The organism is Paenibacillus sp. USDA918EY (assembly GCF_009870825.1).
Classification (GTDB): domain Bacteria; phylum Bacillota; class Bacilli; order Paenibacillales; family Paenibacillaceae; genus Paenibacillus_AQ; species Paenibacillus_AQ albilobatus.
In genome coordinates, this window is sequence record NZ_WTWY01000020.1 from 88,464 (window position 1) to 101,824 (window position 13,361).

At 52.3% G+C, this 13,361-nt stretch carries 12 protein-coding genes; 8 read left to right on the forward strand and 4 right to left on the reverse strand.

Going from position 1 to position 13,361, the window contains the following annotated elements:
• Nucleotides 1-107 precede the first annotated feature (107 nt).
• The 3 genes from GQY55_RS27170 to GQY55_RS27175 all read right to left on the reverse strand — a co-directional run bounded on the left by GQY55_RS27170 (nt 108) and on the right by GQY55_RS27175 (nt 3,359).
• Nucleotides 108-2,243 (reverse strand): DNA topoisomerase III, encoded by a 2,136-nt coding sequence (locus GQY55_RS27170; RefSeq protein WP_160045056.1) that lies wholly within the window; start codon nt 2,241-2,243, stop codon nt 108-110.
• Nucleotides 2,244-2,420: 177 nt separating this feature from the next.
• A complete protein-coding gene (locus GQY55_RS31130; protein ID WP_201452252.1) occupies nt 2,421-2,561 on the reverse strand; it encodes a hypothetical protein in 141 nt (46 codons plus the stop codon).
• Nucleotides 2,562-2,606: 45 nt separating this feature from the next.
• The gene (locus GQY55_RS27175; protein ID WP_160045057.1) at nt 2,607-3,359 is read right to left on the reverse strand and encodes an acyl-[acyl-carrier-protein] thioesterase; all 753 of its coding nucleotides are present in this window, start codon (nt 3,357-3,359) and stop codon (nt 2,607-2,609) included.
• Between the two features lie 269 nt (nt 3,360-3,628).
• Between GQY55_RS27175 and GQY55_RS27180 the strand changes: the two genes are divergently transcribed.
• Together GQY55_RS27180 and GQY55_RS27185 are read left to right on the forward strand one after the other, a co-directional pair.
• On the forward strand, nt 3,629-4,336 hold the full coding sequence (locus GQY55_RS27180) for a response regulator transcription factor (protein WP_160045058.1): 708 nt from the start codon (nt 3,629-3,631) through the stop codon (nt 4,334-4,336).
• 5 nt (nt 4,337-4,341) lie between these two features.
• Entirely contained in the window at nt 4,342-5,571 is a 1,230-nt protein-coding gene (locus GQY55_RS27185; protein ID WP_160045059.1) for a sensor histidine kinase, read from the forward strand.
• Between the two features lie 57 nt (nt 5,572-5,628).
• Here GQY55_RS27185 and GQY55_RS27190 read toward each other — a convergent pair whose 3' ends face one another.
• The gene (locus tag GQY55_RS27190; RefSeq protein ID WP_160045060.1) at nt 5,629-6,537 is read right to left on the reverse strand and encodes an MmyB family transcriptional regulator; all 909 of its coding nucleotides are present in this window, start codon (nt 6,535-6,537) and stop codon (nt 5,629-5,631) included.
• A gap of 141 nt (nt 6,538-6,678) precedes the next feature.
• On the opposite strand from GQY55_RS27190, the gene GQY55_RS27195 reads away from it, so the two are divergent.
• The 6 genes from GQY55_RS27195 to GQY55_RS27220 all read left to right on the forward strand — a co-directional run bounded on the left by GQY55_RS27195 (nt 6,679) and on the right by GQY55_RS27220 (nt 12,866).
• Nucleotides 6,679-7,617 carry an NADP-dependent oxidoreductase gene (locus GQY55_RS27195; RefSeq protein WP_160045061.1) on the forward strand — a complete coding sequence of 313 codons (939 nt, stop codon included), beginning with the start codon at nt 6,679-6,681 and terminating at the stop codon, nt 7,615-7,617.
• Between the two features lie 372 nt (nt 7,618-7,989).
• Complete coding sequence (locus GQY55_RS27200; RefSeq protein WP_160045062.1) at nt 7,990-9,270, forward strand: glycosyltransferase family 39 protein; 1,281 nt, start codon at nt 7,990-7,992, stop codon at nt 9,268-9,270.
• Nucleotides 9,257-9,997 (forward strand): glycosyltransferase family 2 protein, encoded by a 741-nt coding sequence (locus tag GQY55_RS27205; protein WP_236575902.1) that lies wholly within the window; start codon nt 9,257-9,259, stop codon nt 9,995-9,997. Before GQY55_RS27200 ends, GQY55_RS27205 begins: the two co-directional genes overlap by 14 nt.
• Nucleotides 9,987-10,655, forward strand: a complete 669-nt coding sequence (locus GQY55_RS31655; protein ID WP_236575903.1) for a DUF2304 domain-containing protein — start codon at nt 9,987-9,989, stop codon at nt 10,653-10,655. The genes GQY55_RS27205 and GQY55_RS31655 overlap by 11 nt, the downstream gene beginning before the upstream one ends.
• 1 nt (nt 10,656) lies before the next feature.
• Nucleotides 10,657-11,001 carry an EamA family transporter gene (locus tag GQY55_RS27215; RefSeq protein ID WP_160045064.1) on the forward strand — a complete coding sequence of 115 codons (345 nt, stop codon included), beginning with the start codon at nt 10,657-10,659 and terminating at the stop codon, nt 10,999-11,001.
• Nucleotides 11,002-11,078: 77 nt separating this feature from the next.
• Nucleotides 11,079-12,866, forward strand: a complete 1,788-nt coding sequence (locus GQY55_RS27220; protein ID WP_160045065.1) for a stalk domain-containing protein — start codon at nt 11,079-11,081, stop codon at nt 12,864-12,866.
• Nucleotides 12,867-13,361: the final 495 nt, after the last annotated feature.

A 13,361-nucleotide genomic window follows, 5' to 3' on the forward strand; every position in this document is an offset into this window, starting at 1 on the left:
CTGCCTACTTCCATTATAAATCCGCGTTCGGGCGGAAACAATGGACAAACTCCAAACGATTCCGTGTTCCCTTGTCGCATACAGCCGTTAGGGATCAAAAACCTTCCTTATTTGCCGTCTTTCTGCTCCATGGCGGCCTTCAGCAGCTCACCCAGATTGGATACGGCCGCAGATTCTTGTTTGGCATATTTTTCAACGAGCTTGCGCGCTTCCTTTTTGTTGACATGGTTATGATCCTTATTGAGCGTTTCGGTAAATCCGCACGGCAGGCATTGCACGTACAGGCCGGCTTTGCCTTCCTTGAGTTCCATTTTTTTATGGCATGTCGGGCAGCGGCGGTTGGACAACCTTTTTTCGTCCGAACGGCGGTAGCCGCAGTCCTCGCTCGGGCATACCAGCATTTTGCCGCGTTTGCCTTTTTTCTCAAGCAGCCGGGTTCCGCACTGCGGGCAGTGGCTGTTCGAGACGTTATGCGGCTTATAGCCTGCAGAGCTGTTTTTGACTTCGGACACCAATTCCTTGGACATTTTGCGAATGCCCTCGATGAACGGGTCGGGTTTGCCTTGGCCGCGGGCGATTTTTTCAAGCTCGGCTTCCCAGCGAGCGGTCAGCTCCGGCGTGCGCAGCTCGGGCGCTACCAGCTCGATCAGCTGTTTTCCTTTTCCCGTTGGATGCAGCAGGTTGCCTTGGCGTTCGATCGTGTCGGAGTTGATCAGCTTCTCGATGATGTCGGCCCGCGTCGCAGGCGTTCCAAGTCCATGCTTTTCCATTTGCGAGAGGAGGCTGGCTTCGGTGTAACGCTTCGGCGGAAGCGTTCTTCCTTTCTGGACGTGCACGCGCTGCACTTTCACCGAATCGCCCTCGCGAAGCTCGGGGAGCAGCACCGGACTGTCGTCGTCATCCCCGTCGTTGTCGTCGTCGGACAAATCATCCGCATCCGCGCCGTACACTTCGCGCCAGCCGGCGTCCTTGATGGTGGTGCCTTTGACGTGAAGCGGCTCTCCTTCGACCTGCACGACCACGCTGACGTTGTCATAACGCGCAGGCGGATAAAACAGGCTGATAAACCGGCGCACGATCAAATCGTAAAGTTTGCGTTCTTCCGTACTTAGTTGATTCAGCAGCACCGTCTCTTCCGTCGGAATGATCGCATGGTGATCGCTGACCTTGGAATCGTCGACGATCCGTTTGGACGTTGGCAGGTTTTTGCGCAAAAGCGGACGGGCCAGCTGCGCATACGGGCCGACGGCCACGCTTTCCAGGCGTTCCTTCAGCGTGTGAACCATATCCGACGTTAAATACCGGCTGTCCGTGCGCGGGTAGGTGACCAGCTTATGCTGCTCGTACAGGCGCTGCAGCACGTTGGACGTCTGCTTCGCGGAAAATCCGTATTTGCGGTTCGCGTCCCGCTGAAGTTCGGTGAGGTCGTAAGCAAGCGGATGCGGCTCGACCTTTTCCGATTTTTTCACCTGCGTTACTTTGCCGTATTGCCCTTCGAGCTTCTTTTTGATCGCTTCGGTCTGCTGGCGTTCGAAGATGCGGGCGTCTCCGTTTTTGCCGCGCCAGGTAGCCGTGAAGCTGCCAAAATCCGCCTTCAGCGTCTCGTATTCCTCCGAACGGAAGTTCACGATTTCATTTTCGCGGTTCATGATCATCCCCAGCGTCGGGGTCTGCACCCGCCCTGCGGACAGCTGCGCCCCGAATTTGACGGTCAATGCGCGCGTGACGTTCAACCCGATCATCCAGTCCGCTTCGGCCCGGCAGCGCGCCGACTCGTACAAACGGTCGAACTGGTTGCCCGGACGCAGCGAAGCAAACCCCTCCTTGATCGCTTTGTCGGTTTGCGAGGAAATCCACAGGCGCTGGAACGGTTTGTTCCAGTGGGACATTTTCATGATCCACCGGGCCAAAAGCTCCCCTTCGCGCGCTGCGTCGGTGGCGATGATCAGCTTGTTCACGTCCTGGCGTTTGGTCAGCGACTGCACGATTTTGAACTGATGGCTGGTTTCACGGAGCACCTTCAGCTTCATCGTTTTCGGCAAAATCGGCAAATCCTCCAGGTTCCAAGTTGCGTACTTATGGTCGTAGTCTTCGGGTTCGGCAAGGCCGACCAAATGCCCCAGCGCCCAAGTCACGATATATTGTGGGCCTTCAAAATATCCCTTATGCTTTTCCCTGCTGCCCATCACCCGCGCGATTTCGCGGGCCACGGACGGTTTTTCGGCTAATACGAGCGATTTCATTATGTATCCACCCTTTCTTCCGTCCTATTATAACATTGATTGCGGCTGCGAATGCAAAGGAGGACGAAACCCGACCGATTCGGTTTCAAATCGTGTAAACAACAAAAATCCCCTCAGTGGGCATCACGTCTAATGACGGTACCTTCCTGAAGGGATTTAGGGTGGTGCAGTGTGCGCCTAATCCTGTTCCTGCTTCGGAATCTCGTTCAGGCTCGGCGGAAATTTAGCAGCTTTATCCGGATGCAACGTTACGTTTTCCTCTTTCCTGCTCGCTCGATTTTGCTGGTTGTTGATTTTGAGCGGTTTACGATGCGGCATGCTTATCCCCCCTTACCGTTTAGCCATCCCCTGATCCAAGCCGAATTATCCATCGCTGCGGTCCGTTTCTTTTAATAGAAGATAGGCGTCAAAATAATGCGTTCCGTCCGCTGCTTGTCCGCTTACATATAGGCGACCGTCAACCACCTCGGACCTCTTGACCTGAATTTCATCGCCCAAGCGGGCTTCGTGATGATACGTGATCCGGAATCCCGCGCACGCGAGGCCGGCGAGCTCATCCTTGGTTAACGTGTCCATGCACAGATCGGCATAACGGGCGTTGTTCAAATGCAGATTGGCATCGATCCCGCTGTAACGCACCACGGCCCGGTACGCGTCCTGAAGGGCGATATCCTCCGGAATGGCGACTTTATCCGGCGCTTCGCCGGCGGAATCCTCTTCATTGATGTAGACGTCGAACGGGAATTTGGAAGGTCTCAGCATTCTCCGCTTTTGAATGTCGACCAGCGCCCAGATGCTGCATGCTTCGGCAATGATCTCTCCGCCGGCATAGATCCGGAAATCCCGCTGCCACAGCGCTCCCTTCGGCCCTTTGTTCCAGGTCTCGATCTTGATTTCCTCCAGCGCCTTCGGCATCCGGCCGATGCGCAGATCCATCGTCATCAGCATCCAGCCCATACCCGCTTCAATCATCTGTTCTCTCGTCGCCCCTAGCTGCTCCAGATCGGCATCGGCCGTTCTCTGCGCTAACGACAGCAGCACCGACAGCCTTGTCTCCGATTTGTAATCGATATCGTTGGAATGAATCAGATAGGTTTCCGTCCATTTGTTGCCCATGGCTTTCTCTCCCTTTTTAAGTAAAAATTGCATGTACGCCTTGCGCACCCTTTTCATTGTCCGAAATTCCCCACATGATTACGGCCTGACGCAAGTCTTCTTTATGTATAATAAGCATTGGAATGCTTATCCTAAAGCCACATCAACAACCGGGAAATTAAGCAAATGTTAAGAAATTCATGGCCTTTATGTTAAGGGTTCCGGTTTATAATCCTATACATACAGCATACTCCTAGTTTTTATATTATTCAAAGAGGTGTAAATACCGCATGTCGAGAGAAGCCATCCTGCTTGTTGATGATGAAAAAGAAATCATTGAGCTTATTGAAATTTATCTTAAAAATGAAGGATACGTTTTATATAAAGCGTCTAACGGCTTGGAAGCCTTGGACATCCTGCGCAGCCATCCGGTGGATCTGATCATTCTCGATGTCATGATGCCCCGAATGGACGGAATTCAAGCATGCATGAAAATCCGCGAGGAGAACAACACGCCGATCATTATGCTGTCGGCAAAAAGCCAGGATATCGACAAAATTTCCGGCCTCAGCATCGGTGCCGACGATTACGTGACCAAGCCGTTTAATCCGCTGGAACTGGTCGCCCGGGTCAAATCGCAGCTCCGCCGGTACAAGCTGTTAAACTACCGCGGCACCCCCGCCGAAGACGAGATCGTCATCGACGACTTGGTGATCAACATCGCAACGCACACCGTAACGGTGGATGACCAGGAGGTGAAGCTGACGCCCCGCGAATTTGATATTTTGAAACTGCTTGCCGTCAATCAGGGAATCGTGCTCAGCATGGACAAAATTTACGAGGAAGTATGGAACGAGCCGTTTATGGAATCGAAAAACACGGTCATGGTCCATATTCGCAAGCTACGCGAAAAAATCGAAAAGGATTCCCAGCATCCCGCTTTCATTAAAACCGTCTGGGGCATCGGCTACAAAATGAAATCGGCGAAGGAGGTGTAGCGTCGATGAAAACCAAGGTATATATCGGCATACGTTGGAAGTTCCTTGCGATTTTCATCGGTTGTACCGGACTGACGCTGCTGTTCGTGCTGCTCGGCTGGCTGCTCGCCTCCTACTTGATCGCGTATTCTCCCTATAACCGGCCCCTCATCTGGGTGATCAACCATATCGGGTCCAAGATCACGGGCGTAGTATTCGGGATTAGCTTTTTTGCGTTTCTCTATATAACAGCCACCCGGCCGCTCGTTCTCTACGCCAAGGAACTTGCCGCTGTTCTAGAGGACATGGCAAGCGGCAGATTCCACGCTTCCACTGATGTAAAAACCGCCGATGAGCTTGGTACCATCGCAGGAAACATCAACAGCTTATCCGAACAGGTACACTCCTATCTCGATGAAATAAATCACGGGTTGACCGAAATCGCTCAGGGGCATTTTGATTATCAAATCCCGGTCAGGGAGAACCATGATCTCGGCCGGATTGCGGACAGCATCAATGCGATGAGCGAACAGCTAAACCATTCGATTCAGGAAGAGCGAAACGCCGAAAAAACGAAAAACGATCTGATTACAGGCGTTTCCCATGACCTGCGAACCCCGCTGACCTCCATTCTCGGTTTTCTGGAAATCATCGATAAGGATCGTTATACCGATGAGGTGGAGCTCCGGTACTACATGAATATTGCCTATGAAAAATCGCTCAGCCTCAAAAAACTCGTCGACGATCTTTTCGAATACACCCGGATCAACAACGGCTTGCCCCTTCATCTGCGTGAACTGGATGTGGTCGGGTTCTTCCGGCAGCTGGCCGAGGAGTTTGTTCCCAGCCTGGAGAAGGCGGGCATGACGCTTCAAATCCACGCCCCGGAGCAGCCGGTGATGATCCGGGCCGATGGGGATCAATTGGCTCGGGCGTATGAAAACTTGATTTCCAATGGGATCAAATACGGAAGCAGCGGCAAGTATATCGACATTTATATCGCCCAAGAGGACGGGCACGTCAGCATACGTATCTGCAACTACGGAGAACCGATTCCGAAGCGGGACATTCCCTATATATTTGAACGATTCTACCGCGTCGAAAAATCGCGTTCCAAATCTACCGGCGGCACCGGGCTCGGGCTGGCCATCACGAAAAGCATCATTGAAGTGCACGGAGGACAAATCTCCGTGGAAAGTTCTACCAAGCAGACCGCGTTTGAAACCCTGCTTCCCGCTGCAGCTGCGCCGGCATAATGTTTTTTTCCAAACGATACAAGGCGCAAAAGCCGCCTCCCCGTGTGAGGAGTGCGGCTAAACCATGCATAACATGGAACCGTAGTCGATAGAGCACCCTAAGTGCGCAAACGTTTTGCGGGCCGGTTCGTCAACCGGCAGGAATACTCCGACTCTAGGATACATGCCTCTGCCGGCAGAAAGATAGATCTGCTTGTAGCGGATTGGAACTAGGTCTCCTGCGCTTTCCGTCCGGGCTAATATGATTTTGGAGTGGTTTTGCTCGTATTCCGGATATTTCGCCACATTCCAGTAATTGTCGGCAGCGCCGTATTGGTTTAATTTCCCAATCAGCCTGTGATACCAGTCGTCGTGACGCGAAAGCAGATGATTCCTCTTAAAAGCTTCCATACCGAAGATGGCGTGCGATTCCCACTTTTCGAACGATTCCGCATCGAAGGTAGAACGGGAGCGTATGGGCAGATCGGAATTAAAGTGAAAATCCACTAAAGTCATACGGTCTTTAACAAATAAATGGCTTGGAATCTCAAAAAGCTGCCGGAACGGCTCATTAAATTCCACGATATCTAACGTAGAGGTTACAATCATCGCTGGAAGAGGTACGTTTCTCATCAATCGGCGTGCCTGTTCAAGCTCGTGCTCCAGGGAGTACCCCGTCAATTCGGAATGAATCGGCAGATATCCGGCCGCCGCGAGCAGATCGTTTCGCTCATCGGACGTGCATTCAAGGTATTCGGCAATACGAAGCATCGTTTGACGGTCCGGCAATCTGCGCGATCGTCCGACCAGCAAGTTTTTGTATGTTGGACAGGCCTCGTCATTCAGCTCCTGCTGCGTGAAACGTTTTAAAGAAGGATGGGATTGGTCGGCGGCATATTGGCGTTGACGCTTCATACGGATCGTTTCGATCTCTCCCAATGCCGCTTTCAACAATTGTTGCTGCGGGCTTCGATTTTCATGCACCATTCTCTCCCCCTCCTCCCGGTTCAGGTGTAGTTCTACACTTGGGTTATATGTTTGATTAAAGTATACTCGCCCTGTAAACCGATAAACAACCCTAATAAATGACGAATCGCTATCGTCAGCATCGAATTGGAGGAGCATGATATGAAAGCGGTCGTAATGATCGATTACGGGACTTCCGATGTCCTGCAAGAACAAGAAATAGCCAAGCCGGAGTTGAAAGAAACGGAGACGCTGGTAGAGATGTTCGCAACCACGGTCAATTCCGGGGACCATCTAATGCTCTCAGGCGCGTTTCAGGACATCATTCCCCTCCGGTTCCCCCATATTCTCGGCGTTGAAATCGCCGGCGTAGTGAGAGAAGTTGGAGCGAATGTAACGCATGTGAAGCAAGGGGACCGTGTCATCGGGTTGACTGAGACCGGCGGAGGTTATGCAGAGTTTGCGGTAGTGGAAGAAGAGAGACTTACGGTTATCCCGTCCACGCTCTCTTTCGAGGAGACCGTTGCGTTATCGGCCGTCGGGTTGACCGCATGGCAGGCGTTGTTTCAGTACGGGCGACTGCAGCCGGGACAGCGTATTTTAATCCACGCGGGTGCTGGGGCTGTCGGCCACCTCGCCGTTCAGCTGGCCAAACAACACGGAGCCTATGTGATCGCCACGGCCCGTCCCGAGAATCATGAATTTGTACGGCAGTTGAGAGCTGACGAGGTCATTGATTACACCACAACCGATTTTGGGGAAACCGTCCGTCCGGTAGATATCGTGCTTGATATGGTAAGAGACGGCGGAGAAACCGAGCGGAAAAGCTACACGGTATTGAAGGACGGAGGCAAGCTTCTCTCCCTCGTCTCCCCGGTAATCGACCGGAATCCGAGCGTTCGCGGAATCGAAGCTCAATTTGTCCGTGTTAATCCGAATCGCAGCGATTGGTTATCCCTGATTCGCAAAGTCCAGGACCAAAAGCTGAAGGTTCATATTGATCGAATCTTCCCCTTTAACGCCAAGGGAATTACGGAAGCGCATCGTGCGAGCGAAACCCGCGGTAAGAAAGGTCAGTTGTTGATTGCACGGGATCGGTAACCGTAGATACCGTGCAGGGCTTGATTGCCTTGCTCCGCGCGATTTTCGAATGAAAGTAAAAAAGGAAACGAAGCAAACTCAAGAGTCGCTCCCGCCGTCAGGCGGGAGTTTTTTTCGTTTATATCGATTTTTTGACACAACACTATTCGTCCGGTTTGAGGGGGCAAACCCTTTGGCGATTTTCCGGAACCTGTCCGTAAGAGTTAAACGCGGACACATTTTTAACAGAAAAACTTAAGCATATGTTAAGCATTTGGGTAGGCTCCCATTAAGAAGTCTCCGGTATTCTTGGATTCAACAAGAGGACATCAGGCATCGGACGCATGCTCCCTGTACATTCCATGTCCATCTAGGAAGGAGTAAGAATCCCGAATGAACACGATATCTCCAAAGCTTTTTCCCACTTACAAAAAGCCGCTGTTCATCATGTTGATCCTGCTGATTTTCGCACTGGCAGCGTATTTGCGGCTCGATTTCCTCGTCTCGGTGAACCACCATGTTTCGCACGACACCTTACATTACGATATCATGGTCCGGCAGCTGCTGGAAAAAGGCGTTTACGCCTACAAGGACACTCAGCCGAACGCCCAGGTTACCCCGGGATACCCGCTGTTCATGGCGGCTGTGTACAAGCTGGTGGATTATCAGCACCATGACCCGTTCCCATACATTCGATATATCCAGGTCGGTCTTAGTCTCGCGACGCTGTGGCTGATGTACACCATCGCACGCAAGCTGGCCGGTTCGACGGTATCCTTGATCGTACTCCTCGTCAGCAGCGTATATCCGCCGTTTATCTGGAGCAACGGGGCTGTTTTGACCGAGACGCTGGCCTGCTTCTTTCTCGTTCTTTATATCCGCCTGCAGCTCAATGCCTTTGAGAAAAAGACGCGGACTCTCGCTCTGCTTGGCGGAATCGCCCTGGGTTTGCTGGTACTGACCCGGTCGGAGTTTCTGATCTTGATCGCGCCGGTGTATGTGTTCCATTTTCTATGGAAAAAAGAACTCCGTCTCACGATCAAGCTGCTGCTGTTCACCTGTATCGGAATGGGCATCGTCCTATCGCCTTGGGTGATCCGCAACATGGTATCCCTGCACGAGGTGGTCGTCGCTTCGACCCAGGTCAATCCGTTTGCAGCCGGCACTTACCCGAATAAAAACTACGATGACGGCCTGGTGGACCGCCATGGCAAAACCCAGATGGAAGTCGCCAAGGAGCGGTTAAAAGTCGGTTTTACGCAGCACACGTGGCAGTTCGTGAAATGGTACACCGTCGGCAAGCTCAAGTACATCTATTCGAATATGTACTTCGGCAGCGGCCACAAACCGTTATACCGCGTGCTTCCGAGCCCGCTGGGCAGCCTGCTGCATGTGGCGCTCGTTTGGTTCTCTCCGCTGGCTTTGATCGCTTCGCTCCGGAAGTGGAGACAGTCGTTGACGCTTCTTACGCTGATTGTGGCGGTTATGACAGTCACCCGCCTGGCTTTCGTTCCCGAGTACCGCTATAACTACACCGCCATGCCGCTGATTATTACGATGGATGCGATCGTTGGCGTCGCGATCCTCCGCTGGATATGGATTAAGTTATCCAAATCATCATCCAATTCACAGAAAGGAGCCGTATCCTATGCCGAACCGAATGGAAAATCATAAACAAATTCCTAAAATTCTCGTCATCGTGCCGGCCTATAACGAAGCCGAGGGCATCGCACAGGTGATCCGCCGGCTTCAAGAGGACACGCCCTACGCGGACGTGCTCGTCATCAACGACGGGTCAAGCGATGCCACCGGCCGGATCGCCCGGGCGGCCGGAGCCAATGTCATCGACCTGACCTGCAACTTAGGCATCGGAGGCGCGGTACAAACCGGCTACCGCTACGCGGCGGATCATCATTACGATTACGCCGTGCAGATTGACGGTGACGGACAGCATAATCCGTGCGATCTAAGCCGGCTCCTGTCCGCCATGTCCGATACAGGAGCCGATATGGTGATCGGCTCACGGTTTATTACCAAGCAAGGCTTTCAATCCACCTTCGCGCGCAAAATGGGCATCGGTCTGCTGTCGACCCTACTCAGCAAGTTAACCGGAAGGACCGTTACCGATCCTACCTCGGGCTACCGCTTATGCGGAAGAAGGGCCATCTCCCTGTTTGCAAGGGAGTATCCGGCCGACTATCCCGAGGTGGAAGCGTTGATGCTGCTCTACAACCGGGAGCTGTCCTTTACCGAAATCCCGGTCGTCATGAATGAGCGGCAGGGCGGCGTGTCTAGCATATCGGCGCTAAAGTCCGTGTATTACATGTCCAAGGTCATCCTGTCCGTCCTGCTCATGAAAACGATGAAAAGGAAAGCGTGGGAAAACCTCTATGAATCTTAATATTTACTTCATCAGTTTTTGCATCAGCCTGGCGTTTGCCGGCACGATCCTGGTTTTGATCCGCAAGCGCAAGCTGCGGGAGCAGTACGCGCTGCTTTGGCTCCTGATGAGCGCCATCATGATGGCGCTGTCCCTGTTTCCGTCCTTGCTCGACAACGTCGCGCAGCGGATTCATATCTATTATCCCCCGTCTCTGCTTTATTTGCTGAGCGTGGTAGCCGTCCTGTTTATTTTGCTTCATCTGACGATGGCCGTCTCTTCCCTCACGCATCGGGTTATTGTGCTGACCCAGACGCTCGGGTTGCAAGAGCAGCGCATTAAGAAGCTCGAAGCTGAGGCCACTGGGGGGCCGGCAGATAAGGCCGGTAATTCGGACGAGGGGATGGAGGGTTCTATTCCGGCGCCTTTTAAACGAAATGATGATTCAACCAATAAGCAGGAGCTGTCTGTTGAAAATCCGGTTGAAGATCGGCATCGTTGCGCTTCGGCTGATCCGCCAGATTCAAAGCGTGAGCTTCTTCTTAAAGTTACAGGAAGCCAAACAGCGGAACCTTCCCTTAGAAGGTCCCGTTATCGGTCGGATGACCATGCTTATAGCCGGTCTGTTCAGCCGCCCCAGATTCCTTCCGACGAACGGATGGCGGAGGTGATTCGTTGACATGGCCTACCTGATGGTTCTGCTCAACATCATTCTCCTCGTCGCCGGGCAAATGGCTTGGAAAACCGGCCTGCAGCAGCAGGAGGGCATCCACATGGGTAATCTCTTTTCGGTTCTGTTCTCGCCCTGGATCTTGCTTGGGATTGCGCTTTACGCCTTGGCCACGGGGCTGTGGTTTGTCGTGCTGTCACGCCTGCCTTTAAGCCTGGCCTACCCTTTGCAAAGTCTGGCTTATGCGGTCGGTATTTTTGCCGCCTGGTATGTCTTCGGCGAGAGCGTCCCGCTGAACCGCTGGATCGGGGCCGTCGTTATTGTGCTGGGAGCGATGATTATCGCCGCAAAATGAACGCTTTCGCTCGGTATTCTTGGCGTATTCTTTTAATTTTACTCAATTACAATTCATAAAGGAGTTTAAACACGAACATGAAGATGCAAAAAGCCATTCTGCTCACCGCCTCGATTCTGCTGGCCTCTTGCGAGGCATCTCCCGTTTTCGCAGAAGTCTCACAAGAAGAGTCCGCAACACGGGCGAACCAAAGTCCCGCAACAGTCATCTATCTAAACAGCGGCCGGATCCAGAATAACGGAGCCATCCATACCTTAAGCCGCCCTACGGTGGTGAGGCAGGGGGTTACCTATGTCAGTCTCCGCTCCCTCGCCGGCTTTTTGGGTTTTACGGTAACCTATGATGCTGCTAACAAAAAAATCGGCGTCGCCGCAGACGGTACCGAAGCCTGGTACCGGATACATACGAAGATGTACGAAGTCAACGGAAACCGGCAAATGATGCGCGGCGAAGCCTACGAGGACCACGGCGTCCTAATGGTTCCGCTCACCTCGCTGACGGCTGCCTTTAAGATCCCGTACACGCTCGCGGGAAACCAAATCACGCTGTACCCCGGCGGCTTGACTTCGGGCCCGGATTCCGGATCCGGCGCGGAAACGCCGACAGAAACGCCTAAGAACGAAGCTCCGACTGCTTATTTTAGAACGGATAAAGATCAATACCGGATCGGTGAACCGGTGACCTTCTATGACGAGAGTACTGATGACGAAGATGCGATTACCAGCCGCGAATGGGTGAACAACGATCCCGCCTTTTTCGAAGCCGGTATGGTTGACATCAAGCTCACGGTGACCGACAAACACGGGCTAACCTCGACATACAGCAAACGGATTGAAATTACATCCGACGTGATGTACAGCAAGGAAGAATACGCCAAGCGTTTCTCTCCACCGGGCAGTACTTTCGATATTAGCGGCAAGGCGGTTTTATCCTATAAAGCGCTGCCGTATGCTTACACGACCGAGCCGTATATGTTGTTCCGCACCAGCGGACCGGAAACGGTCAATCAGGAAGGAATTCTGTATCGGGATACCATTTCCGGGCCAACCCGCCTGATGGTTCATCACAAAAACAACCTCAGCACCAAAGCCCGATTTTACCTGATTGCCACCAATAAGAATGACACGGATGTATCAATTCAGGTTGAACATGTCGGCTTCGCCGGGCCATCTCCATATCCCGAGTTGTCCGGGCGGCTCGCCGGATCAAGGTATTTGGAGTCCACACTGACCGATAACGCCCGGCCAAGTCAGCAAATTGCACCTGGTGAAAGCGTGGCCCTTTTCCCTGAGCTAAATGCCAATGCCGCTCCTCCCGGAGACATCGTCTCGATGAACGCCGATCTGACCAGTGACGGGCCGATTGAATACACCATGGTGATGGTCCGGGCGGATCAAGACCCGGTTGCGGTTTTGCCCTCCCTGCCTGACTTGAACCCGTTCGAGTCGATCGTCCGGGGAACATTCGCGGATTCTACCCGTGTGTTCACGTTTGACGGTAAGGTTGGACAAGAGCCGGAGCGCCTGCCGCTCACCGACAATACCACGGATCCTTTTCAGCAGGGAATGGATGGGATATTGAACAGCGTTGCCTTCAATTCCGGCAATTACGGCGTACTGTATAAAATCATCCTGAACCATGTCGCGCCGAACACGCTCATCGCCTTCAATCCGCGCGGCGGAAGATACTTGGGCTCGGCAAGGGTGAATGACCGGATCGTGGATATCAAGCATAACACCAGCTCCCAGGACAGCGCCACCGTGCTGTACCGGACGAAGGACCGGGAGGAGAAGGTGGAGCTCTGGCTGTCCCCGGCCTCCGGCAGTAATCTGCCGTTCACCCTGCTTTTCCTCCCCATTTCATAGTCAAGACATGGAAAAAGCCCGTCACAGCATTTATGCTGCGGCGGGCTTTTGGTTTTATTTTTATCGTCTATATCCATTTGATCATATGATTGAACGGACGCGTTTGAGTGTTTTACCTCTATAAACAAAACAGTGGTTAAGACCATGCCATACTGCATGAAACATCGCTAAAGTATATCATCAAACGCTTTCAACTAAAGTTACTCACAATGTGAATATCATATTAGACAGGGAACGATATGATCCTTCAAATCACGTATAAAACGTCGTTCTGTGTATTATGGGGATTATTTTGTGAATTTGTGGAGAACTTTTTGTGAAAAACTACAAAATTACAAGAATCGATTGTTTTTTCTGTGCATAACTCTTTTTTTCAATATAAAAAGAGAGGGGATTGTGGATGAAATTTTCCGGATTCAAAAAGATATCCACAAATAGGGATAAAAAAACCACCGTCGATTATACATCAACAGTGGTCCTTCGCTTGGCAACGTC